The 24,745-nt window shown below is 52.6% G+C and carries 22 protein-coding genes; 13 read left to right on the top strand and 9 right to left on the bottom strand.

Annotated features, from left to right (window positions below; genetic code table 11):
• The 4 genes from ftsQ (at window position 1) to lpxC (ending at window position 4,324) form a co-directional block, all read left to right on the top strand.
• On the top strand, window positions 1–837 hold the full coding sequence (gene ftsQ, locus ACR6JA_RS09195) for a cell division protein FtsQ (protein WP_008461795.1): 837 nt from the start codon (window positions 1–3) through the stop codon (window positions 835–837).
• The gene (ftsA, locus tag ACR6JA_RS09200; protein WP_008461798.1) at window positions 834–2,090 is read left to right on the top strand and encodes a cell division protein FtsA; all 1,257 of its coding nucleotides are present in this window, start codon (window positions 834–836) and stop codon (window positions 2,088–2,090) included. The genes ftsQ and ftsA overlap by 4 nt, the downstream gene beginning before the upstream one ends.
• Before the next feature lie 63 nt (window positions 2,091–2,153).
• Window positions 2,154–3,305, top strand: coding sequence for a cell division protein FtsZ (gene ftsZ / locus ACR6JA_RS09205; RefSeq protein WP_008461800.1), 1,152 nt, complete (start codon window positions 2,154–2,156; stop codon window positions 3,303–3,305).
• 101 nt (window positions 3,306–3,406) lie between these two features.
• Window positions 3,407–4,324, top strand: coding sequence for a UDP-3-O-acyl-N-acetylglucosamine deacetylase (gene lpxC, locus ACR6JA_RS09210; protein WP_085541415.1), 918 nt, complete (start codon window positions 3,407–3,409; stop codon window positions 4,322–4,324).
• An 8-nt stretch (window positions 4,325–4,332) separates the two neighbouring features.
• Here the strand turns inward: lpxC and ACR6JA_RS09215 are convergent, their stop codons facing one another.
• Window positions 4,333–4,848: a DUF721 domain-containing protein gene (locus ACR6JA_RS09215; protein WP_213715144.1), complete on the bottom strand. Its 516-nt coding sequence runs from the start codon at window positions 4,846–4,848 to the stop codon at window positions 4,333–4,335.
• Window positions 4,849–4,870: 22 nt separating this feature from the next.
• Here ACR6JA_RS09215 and secM point away from each other — a divergent pair, with 22 nt between their 5' ends.
• The 3 genes from secM (at window position 4,871) to mutT (ending at window position 8,598) form a co-directional block, all read left to right on the top strand.
• On the top strand, window positions 4,871–5,377 hold the full coding sequence (gene secM, locus ACR6JA_RS09220; protein WP_494493932.1) for a secA translation cis-regulator SecM: 507 nt from the start codon (window positions 4,871–4,873) through the stop codon (window positions 5,375–5,377).
• Between the two features lie 63 nt (window positions 5,378–5,440).
• Window positions 5,441–8,146: a preprotein translocase subunit SecA gene (gene secA / locus ACR6JA_RS09225; protein WP_494493933.1), complete on the top strand. Its 2,706-nt coding sequence runs from the start codon at window positions 5,441–5,443 to the stop codon at window positions 8,144–8,146.
• Window positions 8,147–8,208: 62 nt separating this feature from the next.
• Window positions 8,209–8,598 (top strand): 8-oxo-dGTP diphosphatase MutT, encoded by a 390-nt coding sequence (gene mutT, locus ACR6JA_RS09230; RefSeq protein ID WP_494493934.1) that lies wholly within the window; start codon window positions 8,209–8,211, stop codon window positions 8,596–8,598.
• On the opposite strand, the gene yacG is transcribed toward mutT, so the two are convergent.
• From yacG to coaE, 3 genes are read right to left on the bottom strand one after another with little or no spacing between them, the layout of a single operon-like run.
• Window positions 8,595–8,792 carry a DNA gyrase inhibitor YacG gene (gene yacG / locus ACR6JA_RS09235; RefSeq protein ID WP_008461812.1) on the bottom strand — a complete coding sequence of 66 codons (198 nt, stop codon included), beginning with the start codon at window positions 8,790–8,792 and terminating at the stop codon, window positions 8,595–8,597. The genes mutT and yacG overlap by 4 nt on opposite strands.
• A gap of 9 nt (window positions 8,793–8,801) precedes the next feature.
• The gene (zapD, locus tag ACR6JA_RS09240; protein WP_008461814.1) at window positions 8,802–9,545 is read right to left on the bottom strand and encodes a cell division protein ZapD; all 744 of its coding nucleotides are present in this window, start codon (window positions 9,543–9,545) and stop codon (window positions 8,802–8,804) included.
• Entirely contained in the window at window positions 9,545–10,165 is a 621-nt protein-coding gene (coaE, locus tag ACR6JA_RS09245) for a dephospho-CoA kinase (protein WP_494493935.1), read from the bottom strand. Before coaE ends, zapD begins: the two co-directional genes overlap by 1 nt.
• A 387-nt stretch (window positions 10,166–10,552) precedes the next feature.
• Here coaE and ACR6JA_RS09250 point away from each other — a divergent pair, with 387 nt between their 5' ends.
• Window positions 10,553–11,596, top strand: coding sequence for a GMP reductase (locus ACR6JA_RS09250; RefSeq protein WP_008461816.1), 1,044 nt, complete (start codon window positions 10,553–10,555; stop codon window positions 11,594–11,596).
• Window positions 11,597–11,625: 29 nt separating this feature from the next.
• Here the strand turns inward: ACR6JA_RS09250 and hofC are convergent, their stop codons facing one another.
• From hofC to nadC, 4 genes are all read right to left on the bottom strand, one after another.
• Window positions 11,626–12,834 carry a protein transport protein HofC gene (hofC, locus tag ACR6JA_RS09255; protein ID WP_494493936.1) on the bottom strand — a complete coding sequence of 403 codons (1,209 nt, stop codon included), beginning with the start codon at window positions 12,832–12,834 and terminating at the stop codon, window positions 11,626–11,628.
• Window positions 12,827–14,206 carry a type II secretion system protein GspE gene (gspE, locus tag ACR6JA_RS09260; protein WP_494493937.1) on the bottom strand — a complete coding sequence of 460 codons (1,380 nt, stop codon included), beginning with the start codon at window positions 14,204–14,206 and terminating at the stop codon, window positions 12,827–12,829. The genes hofC and gspE overlap by 8 nt, the downstream gene beginning before the upstream one ends.
• Window positions 14,203–14,658, bottom strand: a complete 456-nt coding sequence (ppdD, locus tag ACR6JA_RS09265; protein ID WP_494493938.1) for a prepilin peptidase-dependent pilin — start codon at window positions 14,656–14,658, stop codon at window positions 14,203–14,205. Before ppdD ends, gspE begins: the two co-directional genes overlap by 4 nt.
• Before the next feature lie 185 nt (window positions 14,659–14,843).
• The gene (gene nadC / locus ACR6JA_RS09270; protein ID WP_494493939.1) at window positions 14,844–15,734 is read right to left on the bottom strand and encodes a carboxylating nicotinate-nucleotide diphosphorylase; all 891 of its coding nucleotides are present in this window, start codon (window positions 15,732–15,734) and stop codon (window positions 14,844–14,846) included.
• Window positions 15,735–15,817: 83 nt separating this feature from the next.
• Here nadC and ampD point away from each other — a divergent pair, with 83 nt between their 5' ends.
• On the top strand, window positions 15,818–16,381 hold the full coding sequence (ampD, locus tag ACR6JA_RS09275) for a 1,6-anhydro-N-acetylmuramyl-L-alanine amidase AmpD (RefSeq protein WP_213715170.1): 564 nt from the start codon (window positions 15,818–15,820) through the stop codon (window positions 16,379–16,381).
• Complete coding sequence (gene ampE, locus ACR6JA_RS09280) at window positions 16,378–17,232, top strand: beta-lactamase regulator AmpE (RefSeq protein WP_166876761.1); 855 nt, start codon at window positions 16,378–16,380, stop codon at window positions 17,230–17,232. The genes ampD and ampE overlap by 4 nt, the downstream gene beginning before the upstream one ends.
• 49 nt (window positions 17,233–17,281) lie before the next feature.
• On the opposite strand, the gene aroP is transcribed toward ampE, so the two are convergent.
• Complete coding sequence (aroP, locus tag ACR6JA_RS09285) at window positions 17,282–18,652, bottom strand: aromatic amino acid transporter AroP (RefSeq protein ID WP_197061703.1); 1,371 nt, start codon at window positions 18,650–18,652, stop codon at window positions 17,282–17,284.
• A gap of 537 nt (window positions 18,653–19,189) precedes the next feature.
• On the opposite strand from aroP, the gene pdhR reads away from it, so the two are divergent.
• From pdhR to aceF, 3 genes are all read left to right on the top strand, one after another.
• Window positions 19,190–19,954, top strand: a complete 765-nt coding sequence (gene pdhR, locus ACR6JA_RS09290; RefSeq protein ID WP_039290334.1) for a pyruvate dehydrogenase complex transcriptional repressor PdhR — start codon at window positions 19,190–19,192, stop codon at window positions 19,952–19,954.
• A 145-nt stretch (window positions 19,955–20,099) separates the two neighbouring features.
• Window positions 20,100–22,763: a pyruvate dehydrogenase (acetyl-transferring), homodimeric type gene (gene aceE / locus ACR6JA_RS09295; protein WP_008461826.1), complete on the top strand. Its 2,664-nt coding sequence runs from the start codon at window positions 20,100–20,102 to the stop codon at window positions 22,761–22,763.
• Window positions 22,764–22,777: 14 nt separating this feature from the next.
• Entirely contained in the window at window positions 22,778–24,667 is a 1,890-nt protein-coding gene (aceF, locus tag ACR6JA_RS09300; RefSeq protein WP_085541982.1) for a pyruvate dehydrogenase complex dihydrolipoyllysine-residue acetyltransferase, read from the top strand.
• Window positions 24,668–24,745: the final 78 nt, after the last annotated feature.

A 24,745-nucleotide genomic window follows, 5' to 3' on the forward strand; every position in this document is an offset into this window, starting at 1 on the left:
ATGTCGCAGGCTGCACTGAATGCGCGTAATCGTGCCGAGGAAAATGCCAGCGCTCGGCGCAGCAACGGCTCCCGTCTGGCAGGGATGATTTTCCTGGGCGCGGTATTGTTGAGCGTGTTTATCGGCGGTTGGATTGTGGTGGGCTGGATGGAAGATGCCCAGCGTTTACCACTCTCCAGGCTGGTGGTAACCGGGGAGCGGCACTACACACGTAATGATGATATACGCCAGTCTATTCTGGCCCTGGGGCCTCCGGGTACTTTTATGACCCAGGATGTGAATATCATCCAACAGCAGATAGAACGGTTGCCCTGGATCAAGCAGGCAAGCGTTAGAAAGCAGTGGCCGGACGAATTGAAGATTCATCTGGTTGAATATGTGCCGATAGCACGTTGGAATGACCAGCATATGGTTGACGCAGAGGGAAATTCCTTCAGCGTACCAGCAGAACGCACCAGCAAGCAGACTTTGCCGATGCTTTCCGGCCCGGAAGGCAGCGAAAACGAAGTTCTGCAAGGTTACCGTGACATGGGCGTGGTGCTGGCAAAGGATAAATTTACGTTGAAACAAGCGGCTATGACCGCTCGTCGCTCCTGGCAGTTGACGCTGAATAACGGAATTAAGCTCAACCTTGGTCGGGGCGACACGATGAAACGTCTGGATCGTTTTGTAGAACTGTACCCGGTTCTGCAGCAGCAGGCGCAGGCTGATAACAAACGGATCAGTTATGTCGACCTGCGATACGATTCAGGCGCCGCGGTAGGTTGGGAGGCACTTCCTCCTCCGGTACCTAATCCGAATCAGCAACAGAATCAGGCACAGGCAGAACAACGATGATCAAGGCGACGGACAGAAAACTGGTAGTTGGACTGGAGATTGGCACCGCGAAGGTTGCCGCTTTAGTAGGGGAAGTTCTGCCCGACGGTATGGTCAATATTATTGGCGTGGGCAGTTGCCCTTCGCGTGGTATGGACAAAGGCGGAGTAAACGACCTCGAGTCGGTGGTTAAATGCGTTCAACGGGCGATTGACCAGGCTGAATTGATGGCAGACTGCCAGATATCTTCGGTTTACCTGGCGCTGTCCGGCAAGCATATCAGCTGCCAAAACGAGATAGGCATGGTGCCGATTTCGGAAGAGGAAGTGACGCAGGAAGATGTTGAAAATGTGGTGCATACGGCAAAATCAGTGCGTGTTCGCGATGAACACCGCGTTCTGCATGTTATTCCACAGGAATACGCTATTGATTACCAGGAAGGGATCAAAAATCCGGTAGGCTTGTCCGGCGTCCGTATGCAGGCGAAAGTGCATCTGATTACCTGCCATAACGATATGGCGAAAAACATCGTTAAAGCGGTTGAACGTTGTGGTTTGAAAGTTGACCAATTAATTTTCGCCGGTCTGGCCGCAAGCTACGCGGTACTGACTGAAGATGAACGCGAGCTGGGTGTCTGTGTTGTGGACATCGGCGGTGGTACCATGGATATGGCGGTGTATACCGGTGGTGCGCTGCGTCACACCAAAGTTATCCCTTATGCAGGGAACGTGGTTACCAGCGATATCGCCTATGCGTTCGGAACGCCACCGAGCGATGCTGAGGCTATTAAAGTTCGCCATGGTTGTGCCCTGGGATCTATCGTCGGCAAAGACGAGAACGTTGAGGTTCCGAGCGTGGGTGGACGCCCACCACGCAGTCTTCAGCGTCAGACGCTGGCTGAAGTGATTGAGCCTCGTTACACCGAGCTGCTCAACCTGGTCAATGAAGAGATTTTGCAGTTACAGGAACAGCTTCGCCAGCAGGGTGTGAAACATCATCTGGCGGCGGGGATTGTGTTAACCGGCGGCGCGGCACAAATTGAAGGCCTGGCAGCCTGTGCTCAGCGTGTGTTCCATACGCAGGTGCGTATCGGTCAGCCGTTGAATATTACTGGCCTTACTGATTATGCCCAGGAGTCGTATTACTCGACCGCAGTAGGGTTGCTGCACTACGGGAAAGAGTCACATCTCAGTGGTGAAGCAGAAGTGGAAAAAAGGACCTCTGTTGGCTCATGGTTTAAGCGACTGAACAGCTGGCTGAGAAAAGAATTTTAATTTTTATAAGAGACCGGAGACAATTAGCGGTCTCAGGCGACAGGCACAAAACGGAGAGAAACTATGTTTGAACCTATGGAACTGACCAACGACGCGGTGATTAAAGTCATCGGCGTCGGTGGCGGCGGCGGTAACGCCGTTGAACACATGGTGCGTGAACGCATCGAAGGCGTTGAATTCTTTGCGGTTAACACTGACGCTCAGGCACTGCGTAAAACCGCTGTCGGCCAGACGATCCAGATCGGTAATGGGATCACTAAAGGTCTGGGTGCAGGTGCAAATCCAGAAGTGGGTCGTAACGCTGCGGAAGAAGACCGCGAAGCTTTACGAGCTGCACTGGACGGGGCAGACATGGTGTTCATCGCTGCTGGTATGGGCGGTGGTACCGGTACGGGTGCTGCTCCTGTTGTTGCCGAAGTAGCTAAAGATTTGGGTATCCTGACCGTTGCCGTCGTGACTAAGCCTTTCAACTTTGAAGGCAAGAAGCGTATGGCTTTCGCGGAGCAGGGTATCGCCGAGCTGTCTAAGCACGTTGACTCCTTGATCACTATCCCGAATGACAAGCTGCTGAAAGTGCTGGGGCGCGGCATTTCTCTGCTTGACGCATTTGGTGCAGCAAACGACGTACTGAAAGGCGCCGTGCAGGGTATTGCCGAGCTGATTACTCGTCCGGGCCTTATGAACGTTGACTTCGCGGACGTGCGTACGGTTATGTCCGAAATGGGCTATGCCATGATGGGCTCTGGCGTTGCCAGCGGCGAAGACCGTGCTGAAGAAGCGGCAGAAATGGCTATCTCCAGCCCGCTGCTGGAAGATATCGACCTGTCTGGCGCTCGTGGCGTGTTGGTTAACATCACCGCTGGCTTCGACCTGCGTCTGGATGAGTTCGAAACCGTGGGTAACACTATTCGTGCGTTCGCATCTGACAACGCAACTGTGGTTATCGGTACTTCTCTGGATCCAGAGATGAACGACGAACTGCGCGTAACTGTTGTTGCTACTGGGATCGGCATGGACAAACGTCCTGAGATTACCCTGGTGACTAACAAGCAGGTACAGCAGCCAGTGATGGATCGCTACCAGCAGCACGGTATGGCTCCGCTGACGCAAGAGCAAAAGCCGGCCGCTAAAGTGGTTAACGACAATACACCGCAGACGGCGAAAGAGCCTGATTATCTGGATATTCCAGCGTTCCTGCGTAAGCAAGCTGATTAAGAATAAACCGGAAGTTGGGAATATTCGCTCTTTGTGCTAAACTGGCCTGCCGTTAGTGATATACACTCTCGGCTAGCTTAGTAATTTGGCGGGATTATACGATGATCAAACAAAGGACACTTAAACGTATCGTTCAGGCGACTGGCGTCGGTTTACATACCGGCAAGAAAGTCACACTGACGCTGCGCCCTGCGCCGGCAAATACCGGGGTCATCTATCGTCGCACCGACTTGAATCCTCCGGTAGATTTTCCGGCTGATGCCAAATCCGTGCGGGATACCATGCTCTGTACTTGTCTGGTCAACGAGCATGATGTACGGATTTCTACCGTAGAGCACCTCAACGCTGCCCTGGCAGGGCTGGGTATCGACAACATTATTGTTGAAGTCGATGCGCCAGAAATCCCTATTATGGACGGCAGTGCGGCGCCGTTTGTCTATCTGCTGCTTGATGCAGGGATTGACGAACTGAACTCGGCCAAGAAATTTATACGTCTGAAAGAGACGGTTCGCGTGGAAGATGGCGATAAATGGGCTGAAATGTCACCGTTTAATGGTTTCTCGTTGGACTTTACCATCGACTTCAACCATCCGGCGATTGATGCAAGCACCCAGCGCTACACCATGAACTTCTCTGCTGAAGCATTTATGCGTCAGATTAGCCGTGCGCGTACCTTCGGTTTTATGCGTGATATCGAATATCTGCAGTCCCGCGGCCTGTGCCTGGGCGGCAGCTTCGATTGTGCCATCGTTGTTGACGATTATCGCGTATTGAACGAAGACGGCTTGCGTTTTGAAGATGAATTCGTTCGTCACAAAATGCTGGATGCTATCGGTGATCTGTTCATGTGTGGCCACAACATTATCGGTGCGTTTACCGCCTATAAGTCTGGTCATGCTCTGAACAACAAACTGCTGCAGGCTGTTTTGGCTAAACAGGAAGCCTGGGAATGGGCGACCTTCGAAGACGAAGCCGAACTTCCGCTGGCGTTTAAAGCACCTAAACTGGTGCTCGCGTAACGCTTAAATTAGCGATTACGACTGGTTTTGCTGGTACCCTCTCCGGCCAGTGAAGCCAGTCGTTCTATTGTTGCTCTTAATTTCTCCGGGCTACGTTTAGCCACCTCTCTCAACACTTCTGCACTCTGCTTACTCAGTTGACGATTCACCTCGTATTTCCCAGTCTCTGTCTGAGTGGTGTTTTCTTGAACAAATTCCTGCCCTTTTACCGCCAGTGAAGGATTAATCCTGATGTCGATTGATGTCAATGATGGTAAGATTTGGGCGCGTAATGCACTCAGCAGCGTGGCTTGTTCATAGCGTAAGCGCATCAGCCAGCTGGCATTTGCGGTTTCAAGGACGAGAATGCCCTGACGGAAGTTGGCCACCCGGCACCAGGGATGCAGTGGAGCAGGCAAAATGCCTTTCACTGCCCGGTTAAGACGCAGCAGAGCGACGGCACGTTGCTGCACGTTCTGTAGCATGCTTTCCTGACCGGCTTCGTCAAACAGATTTTCTAAAGATTGCGGGCGACTGTCGCGCATACATTAAGCTCCGGCGGAAAAAGTGATTGGTATTCTAAATCGTTGGCGACAATTTGGCAGACGTTATTTCTGGCCGCATCTCCTGTTGGGGATGGTCGCGGCGAGTTTTGGCATGCCTGCACTCAACGGTAACACAGAAACCGGCGTGCCCGCTGAAGCTTCCGCCAGCCGCCACGATTCGTCGCGTCAGCTGCGTTTCGATAGCCTTGTTCAACTGCAAGAAAGCACTCGTCGTCCTTCCTTTAGTGTGGACTATTGGCACCAGCATGCAATCCGCACCGTTATCCGTCATCTTTCCTTTGCTATGGCACCTCAGGCTTTGCCTGTGGCACAGGAAAGCGTGCCGCTTCAGGCACAGCATCTTGCCCTGCTGGACACGCTTAGCGCGTTGTTAACGCAGGAAAGTAAACCTCCCGTTATTGTTCGCCAGACTGCGTTTAGGTCATCTCCTGTAGGAGACGTTTTCAGTACCGTGGCGTGGATCCGTCAGGTACAGGGCATCCGCGCAGGCCCGCTTTGCCTCAGCTAATTCATCTTCCAAACTAACAACAATTTATTGACCGTACTGACGGCAGGCGTTTGAGAATTTATTATGCTAATCAAATTATTAACTAAAGTTTTCGGTAGTCGTAACGATCGTACACTGCGCCGTATGCGCAAAGTGGTTTCCGTGATCAACAGCATGGAACCGCAGATGGAAAAGCTCACGGATGATGAGCTGAAGGCTAAAACCGGTGAGTTCCGCGCGCGTCTGGAAAAAGGTGAAGTGCTGGAAAACCTGATCCCCGAAGCTTTCGCCGTTGTTCGTGAAGCAAGTAAGCGTGTCTTCGGCATGCGTCACTTCGACGTGCAGCTGTTGGGCGGTATGGTCCTGAACGATCGCTGCATCGCGGAAATGCGTACTGGTGAAGGTAAAACCCTGACGGCAACGCTGCCAGCTTATCTAAATGCACTTAGCGGCAAAGGCGTGCACGTTGTTACCGTGAACGACTATCTGGCCCAGCGTGACGCCGAAAACAACCGTCCTCTGTTTGAATACTTGGGCCTGAGCGTAGGTATTAACCTGCCAGGCATGCCAGCGCCAGCTAAGCGTGAAGCTTACGCAGCAGACATCACCTACGGTACCAACAACGAATACGGTTTCGACTACCTCCGCGACAATATGGCTTTCAGCCCTGAAGAGCGAGTGCAGCGCAAGCTTCACTATGCGCTGGTGGATGAAGTTGACTCCATCCTGATCGACGAAGCGCGTACGCCGCTGATCATCTCCGGCCCAGCGGAAGACAGCTCTGAGCTTTACAAACGCGTGAACAAAATCATTCCGCACCTGATGCGTCAGGAAAAAGAAGACTCCGACACCTTCCAGGGTGAAGGCCACTTCTCTGTGGATGAAAAATCTCGCCAGGTTAACCTGACCGAACGTGGTCTGGTGCTGATTGAAGAGCTGCTTGTGCAAGAAGGAATGATGGAAGAGGGCGAGTCGCTGTACTCACCAGCCAACATCATGCTGATGCATCATGTGACCGCGGCACTTCGCGCCCATGCGCTGTTCACCCGCGACGTTGACTACATCGTTAAAGATGGCGAAGTCATCATCGTTGATGAACACACGGGCCGTACTATGCAGGGGCGTCGTTGGTCAGATGGTCTTCACCAGGCCGTTGAAGCAAAAGAAGGCGTCGAAATTCAGAATGAAAACCAGACGTTGGCGTCTATCACCTTCCAGAACTACTTCCGTCTTTACGAGAAGCTGGCAGGGATGACCGGTACTGCAGACACCGAAGCGTTTGAATTTAGCTCTATTTATAAGCTCGACACCATCGTTGTGCCGACCAACCGCCCAATGATCCGTAAAGATATGCCGGATCTGGTCTACATGACCGAACTGGATAAAATTGGCGCGATTATCGAAGACATTAAAGAGCGTACCGCGAACGGTCAGCCTGTGCTGGTGGGGACTATCTCCATTGAGAAATCTGAAGTGGTTTCCAATGAGTTGACCAAGGCCGGTATCAAACACAATGTTCTGAACGCCAAGTTCCACGCCAACGAAGCGGCTATCGTTGCTCAGGCGGGTTATCCAGCCGCGGTAACCATCGCGACTAACATGGCGGGTCGTGGTACGGATATCGTGTTGGGTGGGAGCTGGCAGGAAGAGATTGCTGAGCTGGATGAGCCAACGCCAGAGCAAATTGCTCAGATCAAAGCGGACTGGAAAGTTCGCCACGATGCGGTACTGGCTTCAGGTGGTCTGCATATCATCGGCACCGAGCGTCATGAATCCCGCCGTATCGATAACCAGCTGCGTGGCCGTTCTGGCCGTCAGGGTGATGCCGGTTCTTCCCGCTTCTACCTGTCGATGGAAGATGCCCTGATGCGTATCTTCGCCTCAGATCGCGTATCCAATATGATGCGTAAACTGGGTATGAAGCCGGGCGAGGCCATTGAACACCCTTGGGTAACCAAGGCGATTGCCAACGCACAGCGTAAAGTCGAGAGCCGTAACTTTGATATTCGTAAGCAGCTGCTGGAATACGATGACGTCGCAAACGATCAGCGCCGAGCTATTTATACCCAGCGTAATGAGCTGCTCGACGTTACCGACGTTAGCGAAACCATCGCCAGCATTCGTGAAGACGTCTTCAAAGTCACCATCGATGCGCATATTCCGCCTCAGTCTCTGGAAGAAATGTGGGATGTAGAAGGTCTGGAAGAACGCCTGAAAAACGACTTTGATCTCGAGATGCCGATCAAAGAGTGGCTGGATAAAGAACCTGAGCTGCATGAAGAAACGCTGCGTGAGCGTATTCTGCAGACGGCGACTGAGCTTTATCAGCGTAAAGAAGAAGTCGTGGGTGCAGAAATGATGCGCCATTTCGAAAAAGGCGTGATGCTGCAAACGCTGGATTCCCTGTGGAAAGAGCACCTGGCGGCAATGGATTACCTGCGTCAGGGGATCCACCTGCGCGGTTATGCGCAGAAAGATCCGAAGCAGGAATACAAGCGTGAATCCTTCTCTATGTTTGCTGCGATGCTGGAATCACTGAAATATGAAGTGATCAGCACCCTGAGCAAAGTCCAGGTACGCCTGCCGGAAGAAGTTGAAGCGATGGAACAACAGCGTCGCGAAGAGGCTGAACGCCTGGCACGTATGCAGCAACTTAGCCATGTGGATGACGAAACTCAGGCTGCACAGGCGCTTGCAGCAGAAACAGGCGATCGTAAAGTGGGTCGAAACGATCCTTGCCCATGTGGTTCCGGCAAAAAATATAAACAGTGCCATGGCCGTCTGAGCTAAGGTCTGACAAAATCGAAAAGGCGCAGCTTGCTGCGCCTTTTTTACGCATGGAGTTTGAGAATATGAAGCAACTGCACATCGCTGTCGGTATTATCCGTAATCAACAGGGTGAAATTTTTATCACGCAGCGCGCAGCCGATGCGCATATGGCGAACAAATGGGAATTTCCCGGCGGGAAGATTGAGGCAGGTGAATCCCCGGAACAGGCCGTTATTCGGGAATTAAAGGAAGAAACCGGTATTGTGGTGCAAAGTGCCAGCCTGTTTGAAACCCTGGAGTATCAGTTCCCGGATCGTCATATTTCCCTGTGGTTCTATCTGATAGAAAATTGGGAAGGTGAGCCTTGGGGCAAAGAAGGGCAGCCCGGGCGTTGGGTTGCTCAAGGAGAACTCATCGCCGACGAGTTTCCGCCAGCCAATGAGCCCGTCATTTTAAAGCTGCTAAACGATTAGCGTTCCTGTTCTTCACTCCAGCCTTCGCTTTCAGAGAGGTCGCCGCTGCTTGGAATTCGTTTTTCCTCAGCGGCCCACTCGCCCAAGTCGATAAGCTGGCAGCGCTTGCTGCAAAATGGTCGGTATGGGCTGCTTTCGTTCCAGATAACCGCTTTGCCGCAGCCAGGACAATTAACGATAGTTTCTTCGTTCATGTTTTTTCCTTAGCAGCAGGCCAGCTCAAAGTCGAGACGTTCAGGGACCAGGCCATTCTCTGAATCCAGCGGCATAAAACGAATCGCAAAGCGGCTTTTGTGGCCGGAAATCTGTGGATAAAGCTGATCGCCGAGGGTGAGATGAAGACGAAGCAGATCGGCATCGTCGCCATTGTCCTGGTAGAATCCATTGAGGCTGGTTTGTTTACGAAACGGCGCAGAATTGCGGATGATGTCCAGCAGAAGATCGAGCGACTGTTTCACCGGCTCAAGACTGTTTAGCCAAAAGTGAACCTGAGCATCGCGTTGTTCCTGCGGCAGATAAAGCCAAATGTGCAGGGTAGGCAGGTCGAAGCTACAGCAGCCGCCAGGGATGCTAAGCCGCTGGCGTACCAGCGCAATAAGGCGATCTTCTCGCAGTATTTGCCCAATGCGCGGCGCGGCCATTAACACGCTGCCGCAGCTCTCCAACTGGCTTCGCAGCGAGTCGATGCGCTGCATATCAACCCCCGGGACTTCTGACCAGCTCAGCAGTTTACGCTGCTGACGGCTTATCTCTTTGAGAATATCGGTGCGAATTTCGCCCCTTTCAAACACATCCAGTAAGTCACCGACGTTACGAAAAAAATGCAGCGCCTTTGCGCTGTCATTGATAGGAAGTGCTGACTGCATCTGTTGGATCAAAAACTCAATACGCAGCCATGTGCGCATTTTCTCATTCAATGGGTGTTCGAAAAGAACCTGAGTGTTCATCATTCTGCTTCCTGTTGTGCGGCCAGACTAGCCAGTTTCAGGTACTGGCGATGCAGGCGGTCAACATGCACGACAACGTCCTGGGGACTGCCGTCATTATTAATTACATCATCTGCCACGGCGAGGCGAGCTTCCCGGGACGCCTGAGCGTCCAGAATCTGCTGGGCGTGTTCGCGGGAAACATTGTCCCGCAGCATAGTACGCGCAATCTGGGTCTCGGGGGAAACATCCACCACTAAAATCCGGTCTGCCTTTTGTTGCAGATTGTTTTCTACCAGCAGAGGGACTACCCACAACACGTAAGGTGAGGTAGCACGGGCAATCTCATCACGAGTTTGCTGCTGGATAATAGGATGTAGCAGGCTATTAACCCATTGCTTTTGCTGCGGGGAGCTGAAGATCGTTTCTCTCAACGCTCGACGGTTTAAAGAACCATCTTCCAGAAGGATCTTTGGACCAAAATGTTGAGAAATGAGAGCTAACGCACGTTGGCCTGGCTCAACAACCTGACGGGCAATTACATCTGCATCTATGACGGTGACTCCAGCGCGGGAAAAGGCTTCGGCGATGGTACTTTTACCACTGCCAATGCCGCCCGTAAGTGCAACCGTGTAAACCATAAATAACCGATCCTGATGCTATATTTATCAATAAGATAAAAAGTCTTTAGTAGCGTGATTTTAGGTGATTTTGTATCACGTAAAAATCGAGTATTCGCCGTCTGCGGGCTTTTTACCGTTTACCAGGTAAATTTAAACGATTGTAGCGTAAAAAAGTCGGTTTTCGCAGTCTTGCGGAGTCATTATTACTGCGTATGATAGCGTCACTGGAGTTGGCTGTTGTTTGCTCGTTTTACTTTAAGCCACAGGTACGTTTTCCGTGCTTGCTCACCCCAGCGTCTGATTTCTGTATATCTGGGTTCCGGGCTTGCCGTTGTTCTCTGTCTTGAGTAATGAAGAGCCTACCGCCGATCGCGTTCATCGCCATTCGACCCAGGGATCTGCATCATGCGTATTGAAGAAGATTTGAAGTTAGGTTTTAAAGACGTTTTAATCCGCCCAAAACGCTCCACCCTCAAAAGCCGTTCAGACGTTGAGCTGGAACGTCAATTCACATTCAAGCATTCCGGTATCACGTGGTCTGGCGTCCCTATTATTGCTGCGAATATGGACACCGTAGGCACTTTCGCGATGGCGCAGGCGCTGGCCTCATTCGATATTCTTACCGCCGTGCACAAACACTACTCTGTAGAAGAGTGGAGCAACTTTATTCGTTCCGTGCCTGAAAACCTGCTGCGCCATATCATGGTCTCAACCGGCACGTCTGATGCAGATTTTGCCAAAACTAAGCAGATTTTGGCTCTGACTCCTGCACTGAAATTTATCTGCATCGACGTTGCGAACGGCTACTCTGAGCACTTCACCCAGTTCGTCAGCAAAGCCCGCGAAGCTTGGCCTGATAAAGTTATCTGCGCGGGTAACGTGGTTACCGGTGAAATGTGTGAAGAATTGATTCTGTCCGGGGCCGATATCGTGAAAGTGGGCATTGGACCAGGCTCTGTATGCACCACGCGCGTTAAAACCGGCGTGGGGTATCCTCAGCTTTCCGCCGTCATTGAATGTGCTGATGCAGCTCACGGCTTAGGAGGCCAGATCGTCAGCGACGGCGGCTGTACTGTGCCGGGCGATGTGGCTAAAGCTTTTGGTGGTGGGGCTGACTTCGTTATGCTGGGCGGTATGCTGGCAGGGCATGAAGAAAGCGGTGGTACCGTTGTTGAGCAGGATGGCGAGAAGTTTATGTTGTTCTACGGCATGAGCTCCGAGTCTGCCATGACCCGCCACGTAGGCGGTGTTGCGCAGTACCGCGCTGCGGAAGGAAAAACCGTTAAGCTGCCTCTGCGAGGGCCGGTGGAAAATACCGCTCGCGATATCCTTGGTGGCCTGCGTTCTGCCTGTACCTATGTAGGTGCCTCTCGCCTTAAAGAGCTGACTAAACGCACAACTTTCATCCGCGTAGCGGAACAGGAAAACCGCGTTTTCAATAGCCTCTGATGAGCATCGATGACGCAGCTCAGCCTGCGTCATCCTCCTCCTCCCATGGCATCCCCCATCTGGAAAATAGGTAGATACATGGCTATCACCAGCGTGCCAATGATCAAGCCAATGACCAGCATCATGACTGGCTCCAGCGTGGCGGCAAGATTTTCAGCCAGCTCCTGCGTTTTCTCATAATGCCAGCGCGCCAGGCGCTCAAGCATCAGATCCAGAGAACCGGATTCTTCACCAATTCGAACCAACTGTTGGCAAAGTGGTGTGAAATACCCCGACTGCTCCAACGCCTGCCATAGGGGCTTTCCCTCGGAAACCCGATTGCGTACATCAGTAATTTGCCGTTGCCAGAACGTCTGGGTCAGCGTTTTTTCAACCGCTTCAAGACCCTGTAACAGGGGGACGCCAGAGTGCTGAGACAGCGTTAGTACGGTAAATATCTGGCTGAGTAGCTGGCCTCGCCTCAAGGGAGCAATGACCGGTATTTTTAACAGCAGTAATTGTTCTTTTTCTCGAATGACGGGTTGGGTGCGGCGAAGCCACCAACCTATAACGGCTAAGAGCATAGCGGTTAAAACCCACCATCCTCCTTGAGACGTTGCCCACTCTGAAATACTCATAACGGCCTGGGTGAGCGCGGGCAGAGGCGCGTTAAAAGAACGATAGATATTGGCAAACTCAGGTAGAACAAACCCAACCATGCCTGCGGTCACCAGCAGTGCAACAATCAAAATAAAGAGCGGATAACGCAGGGCTTTTACGACCTTTTTGCTGAGTTGGTAGTGTTGTTCTTGTTGTTCTGCCAGCCGCTGGCAACACTCTGCAAGCCTTCCCGTCAGCTCTCCGGTATGCAGTAATGCAATAAACAGAGGTGGGAAGATATGGGGCCATTGCTTAAGCGCTTCGGAAAACGGTATGCCCTGCGCTACCTGTCGTTCTATGTGCTGTAATAATGCCGACCATGCAGGTTTGGGATGCTGTCGGGCTATGAGCAACAGTGCGTCAGTTAAGGCGATACCTGCATGGATCAGCGCTGCAAGTTGCCGGACAAAGTCAATTTTGTGCTGAATATGCCAACAGGATCTTCCTGACAGCGATGATTTTTTTACGGACAGGAGCTGAAGCTGCTGCTGAGCAAGCTCCTGCTCAAGAGAAGCGCGCTCGCCGGCAAGCGATTCACCATTTTTTAATTGGCCTTCGTGGTCTATGGCTTCCCATCGCCAAAGCAGAGGTTTAGGCATGTGGCACACCTAGCACGCGGTAAACCTCTTCCAGCGTCGTATGGCCTTGTGCTACGGCAACGCAGCCATTTTCGAAAAGCGTACTCATCCCTTGCTCTCTGGCGAGCCTTTCAATGTTACTAGCGGATTCGCCTTGCGTGATGGCTTGTCTTAGAGCGGCGGATAGCGGCAGGATTTCAAATAACGCTGTGCGCCCATAATATCCTCCGTAGCAACGTTCACATCCTGTCGGATGCCAATTGGGCAGCGCGGAAGGCCAAATGTGTCCAGGTAATGTTATGGCTGGTTCGTGGTGTGTCTTGCAGTGAGGGCAAAGCTTTCTCACCAGCCTTTGAGCCACGATGATATTCAAGGCAGACGCGATCATCCAGCGAGGAATGGCCATTTGCTCCAGACGGACAAGCGTTTCAACGGTGGAGTTGGTGTGTAATGTCGATAAAACCAGGTGCCCGGTCTGGGCAGCTTTGATGGCAATTTCTGCTGTTTCACCATCCCTGATTTCACCGACCATAATGACGTCTGGATCCTGCCTCAGTAATGCGCGCAGGACGTGCTGAAAGGTGAGACCAGCCTTAGGGTTTATCTGCGTCTGATTCAGCCCTTCCTGAGGAATTTCTATTGGATCTTCTACGCTGCAGACGTTGATACCCGGTTGGTTAAGCGCCGCCAGGGCGCTATACAGCGTAATAGTTTTTCCGCTCCCTGTAGGACCGGTTACCAGAATCATCCCCTGCGGGGCCTGGAGTGATTGCTGAAGTTGTTTTTTTTCATCCTCTGACATCCCCAGAGAATGAATGTCCATATGCTGTTTGCCCTGCTGAAGAAGCCGTAAAACGACCTTCTCGCCGTATCGGCAAGGCAGCGTCGAGACGCGAAATGACGCTTTCACCTCCTCGGTGAGGTAGTCCATTTGTCCGTCCTGAGGCAGCCGCTTTTCCGCGATATCCAGGTTAGCCAGAATTTTGAGCCTTGAAGTAACGGACGCTGCCATTGCCTGAGGCAGTAGCGGTTGACATTGCAGCACGCCATCAATGCGAAGCCGAATTCGATAGGCATTTTCGAAGGGCTCAAAATGGATATCGGATGCACGCTGCTGTACGGCGGCGGCAAGTGTTGTATTCAAAAGTGCGACCACTGAACTGCTGCGGTCGTGCTTCGAAGGTTGAGAGGGCTCCAGCGTTTGCCATTTCTCGAGCCGTTCAATGGGCCAGATCTCTACATCAATGTGTTTATCGCAAAGAAAGCGGAGCGCCTCGTACATTTGCTCGTTTGGGGCTTCAACCGCAGCAATTCGTACCGCGTCAGGCGTTTCCTCTATCAGTATGGCGTTGTAGTGCTGGCATAGGGAGTTAAGCTGTTCTTTTGTGCTCATTTACCAGCCCTCGCTTGCGTTTCGTTAAAGCGGAATACATCTTCACAGGCTTGTTTCAGCGGCGATCCGTTTTCAGCACTGCAGACCCTTGTCCAGCCGGTTACGCCGTTAGCGTCGCTCCACTGAGGGGTGAACGTAACCGCCAGCCCGTTCAGGGATTCCTGGCCGTTGAGCGTCACAATCCCGCTGGCAACGCTCATTGAACTGATGTAGCGCGTCGTTTTGGTTTCAGCGATGCCGTTACTGCCGGCATTGCAACCGGAGATCCCTCCACGCTCGATGGCACAAAGTTCGACGGCGGTACGATAGGGCAGGAAGGTTTGCAGCATATCGGTCAATGCTGCTTTACGAAGGTAGTTTTGATATCCAGGAATGCCGATGGCGCTCAGAATGGCGATGATGCCTATCACCACCATGAGCTCAATTAGCGTAAATCCTTTTTGCTTGTTCATCTGTCGCTCCTTTTGGTTAGAGAGCAACACTGTGCTGAACAGGCTAAGCAATAGCGAACAGGGAAACGGACATTCGGGAAATGCCTTCCGCGTTAGTTAACGCAGTTGTATGTATCGACAATAAAAATGGAAGTCAGTACGCAATAAAGCGGGCGCAGTAATGGCTGGCCCGCCGTGGTGTTGCATTAGCGGAAGCGCATAGACAAGTCGAGGGCGCGTATGTGCTTAGTCAGAGCGCCTACGGAGATGTAGTCCACGCCGGTATCAGCGAATGTTCTCAGCGTCTCTTTGGTCACGTTGCCAGAGACTTCCAGGCGCGCTTTCCCTTGGGTAAGTGCCACGGCTTCACGCATTTGCTCAGCGGTAAAGTTGTCCAGCATGATGATGTCAGCCCCAGCTTTGAGCGCTTGCTCCAATTCATCCAGTGACTCAACTTCCACCTCTACCGGCACGTCAGGGTGCATCCAGAATGCTTTCTCCACTGCCTGACGAATAGAGCCGGAAGCAATAATGTGATTTTCTTTGATCAGGAAAGCATCGGAAAGGCCGAGACGATGGTTGCTGCCCCCGCCGCACAGCACGGCATATTTCAGCGCGGTGCGCAGGCCCGGAAGCGTTTTACGGGTATCCAGCAACTGCGTTTTAGTGCCCTCAAGCAGCGCCACGTAACTGTGAACTTCGCTGGCTACGCCTGAAAGTGTTTGCACGAAGTTCAGCGCCGTTCTTTCTCCGGTCAAGAGAATACGGGCCGGGCCATTAAGCTCAAAAAGTGGCTGATTGATGGTGACTTCAGCGCCATCTTCGACATGCCATGTCACCTTCACGTCGCCGCCAAGCTGAATAAAGACTTCTTCTACCCAGCGTTTACCGCAAAAAATGCCATTTTCGCGGGTGATAACAACCGCATGCGACGTGTTTTCTGGGGGTAATAATTGTGCCGTGATGTCGTTGTTTGGGTCGACTTCGCCGCCCAGATCTTCCCGCAGCGCTTGGGCTACGGCGAGAGGGATATCGAGGGTAATTCGTTCGAGCAGCTCGTCACGTCGGCGGTCAGGATTATAACGGCGGGGCGGCATGATTAAACTCCAGAATGAATAAGTTAATATTGTTTCATGCTACTCTGAAGCGACTTCAAGTACCACTCTAAGGAGAACCTCTCATGCAGCTTAAAGACGGCTGGCTGGTGGGGGTAAAACATCTGCCATCCCCGCATTGTGACGGCCGACCGGAAGAGGAAAACCCCTCATTGCTGGTGGTGCACAATATTAGTTTGCCGCCGGGGGAGTTCGGTGGCCCCTGGATTGATGCGTTATTTGCCGGAACGCTCGATCCTGCAGCGCACCCTTACTTTGCCGGTATTTCGCATTTGCGCGTTTCAGCCCATTGTCTGATTCGCCGGGACGGCGAAATTGTTCAGTACGTCCCTTTCGATAAACGAGCCTGGCATGCGGGCGTCTCGAGCTATCAGGGAAGAGAAAAGTGCAACGACTTTTCTATCGGTATTGAGCTGGAAGGTACCGATACGCTGGCCTATACCGACGCTCAATATGAACAGCTCAGCGTTTTAGCTAACTTACTGATTCAACACTATCCTGATATGGCGAAAAACATCACGGGCCACAGCGATATAGCACCTGGTCGGAAGACCGATCCAGGCCCTTCGTTTGACTGGCCGCGCTTTTTGGGTGCGGTTGAAGAGGCAACTGACAAGGAGAGCACATGACCCTGTTTACCCTGCTGTTAGTCCTGATGGGCGAGCGATTGTTCAAAATGGGCGAGCACTGGCAGTTAGATCATCGTCTTGAAGTCCTGTTTGGACGGGTTAAGCATTTTTCTCTGTTAAGAACGCTGTTAATGACCGCTGCATTTATGGCCGTGGTTTTCCTGATTCTCCGTGCTTTGCATGGGTTACTATTCAACGTCCCACTGCTGGTGTTCTGGATTGCGCTGGGTGTGCTTTGCATCGGGGCTGGGCAGGTTAGGCTGCATTACCATTCGTATCTTAAAGCCGCCAGCCATGATGATGAACATGCCCGTGATGCAATGGCTGCAGAGCTTACATTGATTCATGGTGTTCCGCCTGAATGCAGCGAGCGTGAATACCTGCGCGAGCTACAAAACGCGCTGCTGTGGATTAACTTCCGTTTCTATCTCGCGCCGCTGTTTTGGTTTGTGGTGGGCGGAACATGGGGGCCGGTTACGCTCGCAGGGTATGCTTTCCTGCGAGCATGGCAGACATGGCTTGCCCGGCACCATACGGCACACGAGCGCTTGCTCTCGGGAATTGACGGCATTCTTCATATTCTTGACTGGGTGCCCGTGCGTTTGGTGGGGGTCGCTTATGCCCTGTTGGGCCACGGTGAGCGAGCGCTTCCGGCCTGGTTTGCATCCCTTGCCGACAGGCATACCTCTCAATACCAGGTTCTCACACAACTGGCACAGTACTCGCTGGCGAGAGAACCCCATCAGGATAAGATGAAAACACCGAAAGCTGCGGTATCGCTGGCGAAGAAGATTTCATTGGTGATTGTGGTCGTGGTGGCGTTACTGACGATTTACGGCACTTTGGTTTAGGGCCGGAAGGCTGTAATAAAACGCCCCGCATTGCGGGGCGTTTTATTTATCAGGCTTTCACTGCCTTCAGGTTTTTCTGCTTCAGGAAATAACCGACGCCCAGAATCGCAATCCACACTGGGATCAGGTAAACCGAGATGGCCATGCCTGGCGTTATCAGCATGATGACTAACACGCCAACCATAAACAGGAGGCAGACCCAGTTTCCTAACGGATAGAACAGGGCAGGGAAGCGGGTTTTCACCCCTTGTTGCTGCTTAGCACGGCGGAATTTCATGTGCGCCAGGCTGATCATCGCCCAGTTGATCACCAGGGCTGAGACAACCAGCGCCATCAGCAGGCCGAAAGCAGATTCCGGTGCCAGGTAGTTAATCAGCACGCAAAGGGCGGTAAAGCCTGCGGAAACCAGAATCGTGTTCACCGGTACACCGCGCTTATCGACGCTTTTCAACATCTTCGGCGCGTTCCCCTGCTGTGCCAGGCCGAACAGCATACGGCTGTTGCAGTAAACGCAGCTGTTGTAAACCGACAGGGCGGCGGTGAGCACCACGATATTCAGAGCGTTAGCCACGAAAGTGTCGCCCAGCTCATGGAAGATCAGCACGAACGGGCTGGTGTCTGCGGTCACGCGCGTCCACGGCAGCAGGGACAGCAGAATTGCCAGCGACCCCACATAGAAAATCAGAATACGGTAGATAACCTGGTTGGTCGCTTTTGGAATGCTCACTTCCGGGTTGTCTGCCTCTGCGGCGGTAATACCGACCAGTTCAAGCCCGCCGAAGGAGAACATAATGATAGCCATCATCATGACCAGCCCGGTGATGCCGTGCGGCAGGAAGCCACCCTGATCCCAGAGGTTGCTGACGGACGCCTGTGGACCACCGTTGCCGCTAAAGAGTAACCAGCCGCCGAACAGAATCATGGCGATAACCGCCACCACTTTGATGATAGCGAACCAAAACTCCATCTCACCAAAGACTTTAACGTTAGTTAAGTTGATGGCGTTGATAGCGATGAAGAACACCGCCGCCGTAGCCCAGGTTGGGATCTCCGGCCACCAGAACTGGATGTATTTGCCGACGGCCGTCAGTTCAGCCATGGCGACCAGAACGTAGAGTACCCAGTAGTTCCAGCCTGAAGCGAAGCCCGCGAAACCACCCCAGTACTTGTAAGCAAAATGGCTGAAGGACCCGGCTACCGGCTCCTCAACAACCATTTCACCCAGCTGGCGCATAATTAAAAATGCGATAAACCCGGCGATAGCATAGCCGAGAATAATTGCCGGACCTGCGGACTGGATGACGGATGCGCTGCCCAGAAACAGGCCCGTCCCGATAGCTCCACCCAGCGCGATAAGCTGAATGTGGCGGTTTTTAAGACCGCGCTTCAGCGTGTCGCCGTGCTGTTGACCTTCCATCATGTAACCTCGTAGTGGTTAATGTCTGCGCTACATTGACGCGGATGTAATTGTTGTATTCCGTAATGTGTAGTCTTTTTTTTACGGTTATCAATTATGAATTTTGCGGATAGGGCTACCGCATCGCAAAGAATAATGTTAAGTGCAGGCCTTTGCACCTGCTTTCTGCCACTGCTCTGACGAGTTGGGCAAAAAGAAACCATTTGTAAAAAAGAGGGGAGGACAAGGTGAGTCGGGAATACTTCTTGAGCCGCCGTTTTGCGTCACAAAAATGACATACATTCACCGCGTCTTTCGGTTGTTTTTGAAAAATATATCGTTTCATAAACGTTAACTTACCGCTTTGTGGGTAAACGCGAGTTAGTGCCCAAGTTATGGTTTTGAAAATCCCTTCTTTTGTTATTGTTAAAATGTGCCTGCTTTCATGATTTCAATCAAAACCAATATGGACAGAAGGTGAATACTTTGTTACTTTTAGCCTCACGAACGTGAAATTGGTCTTACCAATTGACTCCGGGCTAATGGCAGAGATAGGGAACGATGGCCTACAGCAAAATCCGCCAACCAAAATTATCCGATGTGATAGAGCAGCAGCTGGAGTTTCTCATCCTTGAGGGCACTCTACGCCCGGGCGAAAAACTTCCACCTGAACGCGAACTGGCGAAACAATTTGATGTTTCCCGTCCTTCGCTGCGCGAGGCCATCCAGCGTCTCGAAGCCAAGGGTTTGCTGCTTCGTCGCCAGGGCGGTGGTACTTTTGTCCAGAACAGCCTTTGGCAGAGCCTGAGCGACCCGCTGGTCGAACTGCTCTCAGACCATCCCGAATCCCAGTTTGATCTGCTTGAAACCCGCCATGCGCTTGAAGGTATTGCTGCTTATTACGCGGCGCTGCGCGGAACCGAAGAAGATCTCTCGCGCATTGGTGATTGCCATATTGCCATCCAGCAGGCTCAGGAGTCCGGTGATTTAGACGCCGAAGCCGATGCCGTCATGCAGTATCAAATTGCCGTAACCGAAGCCGCGCATAATGTTGTGCTTCTTCATTTATTGCGCTGCATGGAGCCTATGCTCGAACAGAACGTTCGCCAGAATTTTGAATTGCTCTACGCGCGCCGCGAGATGTTGGCGCAAGTGAGCAGCCATCGCGCCAGCATTTTTGCGGCGATTATGGCTCGCCAGCCGGAGCAGGCGCGAGAAGCGTCGCACCGTCACCTGGCGTTTATTGAGGAAATATTGCTGGATCGCAGCCGTGAGCAGAGCCGTCGTGAGCGCTCTCTCCGTCTCCTTCAGCAACGTAAGGATTAAGCGCCAAACTTTTAGCGCGCGGCAACTAAACACAGAACCTGTCTTATTGCGTTCTTTTCTTCAGTTACCCGAATTCATTCGGGTAAGAGCGCAATGGGACAGGTTCCAGATAAATCAACGTATTAGACAGATAAGGAATACCCCCATGTCAGAACGTTTCCCAAATGACGTGGATCCGATTGAAACTCGCGACTGGCTACAGGCGATCGAATCGGTTATCCGTGAAGAAGGTGTTGAGCGTGCACAGTATCTGATCGATCAGCTGCTGTCCGAAGCCAGCAAAGGCGGTGTGAAAGTCGCTGCTTCTGCAGGTGCTCGCAACTATGTGAACACCATTGCCGTTGAAGACGAACCGGAATACCCGGGCAATCTGGATCTGGAACGCCGTATCCGTTCTGCTATCCGCTGGAACGCCATCATGACCGTTCTGCGCGCATCCAAGAAAGATCTGGAACTGGGCGGCCACATGGCATCCTTCCAGTCTTCTGCGACCGTTTACGAAGTGTGCTTCAACCACTTCTTCCGTGCAGCCAATGAGAAAGACGGCGGCGATCTGGTGTACTTCCAGGGCCACATCTCTCCGGGCATCTATGCACGTGCTTTCCTTGAAGGCCGCCTGACCGAAGAGCAGATGAACAATTTCCGTCAGGAAGTTCACGGTAAAGGTCTGTCTTCTTATCCGCACCCTAAACTGATGCCAGAATTCTGGCAGTTCCCGACCGTTTCCATGGGTCTGGGCCCAATCGGTGCGATCTACCAGGCTAAATTCCTGAAATATCTGGAACACCGTGGCCTGAAAGACACCTCTGAGCAAACCGTTTACGCCTTCCTGGGCGACGGTGAAATGGATGAGCCAGAATCTAAAGGCGCGATCACCATCGCGACCCGTGAGAAGCTGGACAACCTGTGCTTCATCATCAACTGTAACCTGCAGCGTCTGGATGGTCCGGTCACCGGTAACGGCAAGATCATCAACGAACTGGAAGGCATCTTCAGCGGTGCTGGCTGGAACGTTATCAAAGTGATGTGGGGCGGTCGTTGGGATGAGCTGCTGCGTAAAGATACCAGCGGTAAACTGATCCAACTGATGAACGAAACCGTTGACGGTGACTACCAGACCTTCAAATCCAAAGACGGTGCCTACGTTCGTGAGCACTTCTTCGGCAAATACCCTGAAACCGCAGCGCTGGTTGCCGACTGGACTGATGAGCAGATCTGGGCCCTGAACCGCGGTGGTCACGATCCGAAGAAAGTCTACGCTGCACTGAAAAAAGCGCAGGAAACCAAAGGTAAAGCGACCGTTATCCTGGCCCACACCATCAAAGGTTACGGCATGGGCGATACCGCAGAAGGTAAAAACATCGCTCACCAGGTGAAGAAAATGAACATGGACGGCGTGCGTTACATCCGCGACCGTTTCAACGTGCCAGTGACCGATGAGCAGGTAGAAAACCTGTCTTACATCACCTTCCCAGAAGGCACTGAAGAGCACAAGTACCTGCACGAACGTCGTCAGGCGCTGAAAGGCTACCTGCCTGCTCGTCAGCCTAACTTCTCCGAAAAACTGGAACTGCCTGCGCTGGAAGACTTCTCTCAGCTGCTGGAAGAGCAGAACAAAGAGATCTCAACCACCATCGCCTTCGTTCGTGCCCTGAACGTGATGCTGAAGAACCCGTCTATCAAAGACCGTCTGGTTCCAATCATCGCCGATGAAGCGCGTACCTTTGGTATGGAAGGTCTGTTCCGTCAGATCGGTATCTACAGCCCGAACGGCCAGCAGTACACCCCGCAGGACCGCGAGCAGGTTGCATACTACAAAGAAGACGAGAAAGGCCAGATTCTGCAGGAAGGGATCAACGAACTGGGTGCTGGCGCATCCTGGCTGGCGGCTGCGACTTCTTACAGCACCAACAACCTGCCGATGATTCCGTTCTACATCTACTACTCGATGTTCGGTTTCCAGCGTATCGGTGACCTGTGCTGGCAGGCTGGCGACCAACAGGCTCGCGGCTTCCTGGTCGGCGGGACTTCCGGTCGTACTACGCTGAACGGTGAAGGTTTGCAGCACGAAGATGGCCACAGCCACATTCAGTCTCTGACTATTCCTAACTGTATCTCTTACGATCCGTCTTACGCGTACGAAGTGGCTGTCATCATGCACGACGGTTTGACCCGTATGTACGGTGAAGCGCAAGAGAACATTTACTACTACATCACCACCCTGAACGAAAACTACCACATGCCGGCTATGCCAGCAGGTGCCGAGGAAGGTATCCGTAAAGGTATCTACAAACTCGAAACCGTTGCAGGTAGCAAAGGTAAAGTTCAGCTGCTGGGCTCCGGTTCTATCCTGCGTCACGTGCGTGAAGCAGCACAGATCCTGGCGAACGACTACGGCGTGGGCTCTGACGTGTACAGCGTAACCTCCTTCACCGAACTGGCTCGCGATGGCCAGGATTGTGAGCGCTGGAACATGCTGCACCCAATGGAAACTCCGCGCGTACCTTACATTGCTCAGGTGATGAACGACGCTCCAGCGGTTGCTTCTACTGACTATATGAAACTGTTCGCTGAGCAGGTTCGTACTTACGTACCAGCTGATGATTATCGCGTACTGGGCACCGACGGCTTCGGTCGTTCTGACAGCCGCGAAAACCTGCGTCACCACTTCGAAGTTGATGCTTCTTACGTGGTCGTAGCAGCCCTGGGCGAACTGGCTAAACGTGGCGAAATCGATAAGAAAGTGGTTGCTGATGCAATTACTAAATTCAACATCGATGCAGAAAAAGTTAACCCGCGTCTGGCGTAAGAGGTAAAGAGACAATGGCTATCGAAATCAAAGTACCAGACATCGGCGCTGATGAAGTTGAAATCACCGAGATTCTGGTCAAAGTTGGCGACAAAGTTGAAGCTGAACAGTCGCTGATCACTGTAGAAGGCGATAAAGCCTCTATGGAAGTTCCGTCTCCACAGGCTGGCGTCGTGAAAGAGATCAAAGTCTCTGTCGGCGACAAAACCGAGACCGGCAAACTGATCATGATTTTCGATTCCGCCGAAGGTGCAGCAGCCGCTGCACCTGCTAAGGCAGAAGAGAAGAAAGAAGCCGCTCCGGCCGCAGCACCTGCTGCCGCGAGCGCAAAAGACGTTAACGTGCCAGATATCGGCGGTGACGAAGTAGAAGTTACCGAGATCATGGTGAAAGTGGGCGACACCGTTGCCGCTGAACAGTCTCTGATCACCGTAGAAGGCGACAAAGCTTCTATGGAAGTCCCAGCTCCGTTCGCGGGCGTGGTGAAAGAGATCAAAATCAGCACCGGCGACAAAGTGTCTACCGGCTCTCTGATCATGGTCTTCGAAGTGGCGGGTGCCGCACCTGCTGCTGCTCCAGCACAGGCTGCTGCTCCGGCTGCCGCCGCAGCACCTGCGGCTTCCGGCTCTAAAGAAGTTAACGTCCCGGACATCGGCGGTGATGAAGTTGAAGTCACTGAAGTGATGGTTAAAGTGGGCGACAAAGTTGCCGCTGAGCAGTCACTGATCACCGTAGAAGGCGACAAAGCTTCCATGGAAGTGCCTGCACCGTTCGCCGGTACCGTGAAAGAAATAAAAATCAGCACCGGCGACAAAGTGTCCACTGGTTCCCTGATCATGGTCTTCGAAGTAGAAGGCGCTGCACCTGCTGCGGCTCCAACTGCTGCTGCACCAGCTCCAGCCGCTGCGGCACCAGCCCCGGCAGCCAAAGCCGCTGCGCCTGCTGCTAAAGCAGAAGGTAAATCTGAATTCGCTGAAAACGACGCGTACGTTCATGCGACTCCGCTGATCCGCCGTCTGGCTCGCGAGTTCGGCGTTAACCTGGCGAAAGTGAAAGGCACCGGCCGTAAAGGTCGTATCCTGCGTGAAGACGTTCAGGCTTACGTGAAAGACGCTGTTAAACGCGCTGAAGCAGCTCCGGCTGCGACCGGCGGTGGTCTGCCAGGCATGCTGCCATGGCCGAAAGTTGACTTCAGCAAGTTCGGCGAAATCGAAGAAGTGGAAATGGGCCGCATCCAGAAAATCTCTGGTGCTAACCTGAGCCGTAACTGGGTGATGATCCCGCACGTTACCCACTTCGACAAAACCGATATCACCGATCTGGAAGCGTTCCGTAAGCAGCAGAACGACGAAGCCGCTAAGCGTAAGCTGGACGTGAAGTTCACTCCTGTAGTGTTCATCATGAAAGCCGTTGCGGCCGCGCTGGAGCAGATGCCTCGCTTCAACAGCTCCCTGTCCGAAGATGGCCAGAAGCTGACGCTGAAAAAATACATCAACATCGGTGTGGCGGTTGATACCCCGAATGGTCTGGTTGTTCCAGTCTTCAAAGACGTGAACAAGAAGAGCATCACTGAGCTGTCTCGCGAACTGATGGCTATCTCCAAGAAAGCTCGCGACGGCAAGCTGACCGCTGGCGAAATGCAGGGCGGCTGTTTCACCATCTCCAGCCTGGGCGGTATCGGGACTACTCACTTCGCGCCGATCGTTAACGCGCCAGAAGTGGCTATCCTGGGTGTCTCCAAGTCTGCGATGGAGCCAGTCTGGAACGGTAAAGAGTTCACGCCGCGTCTGATGATGCCGATGTCTCTTTCCTTCGACCACCGCGTAATCGACGGCGCTGATGGAGCTCGCTTCATCACCATCATCAACAACATGTTGTCTGATATTCGCCGCCTGGTGATGTAATTGAAAAGCCGGCCAATCGGCCGGCTTTTTTCTGGTAATCTCATGGTGTTTGTGAGGTTATTGGCGAAAGCGACAATT

It is taken from the genome of Cedecea sp. B1(4), from assembly GCF_059414925.1.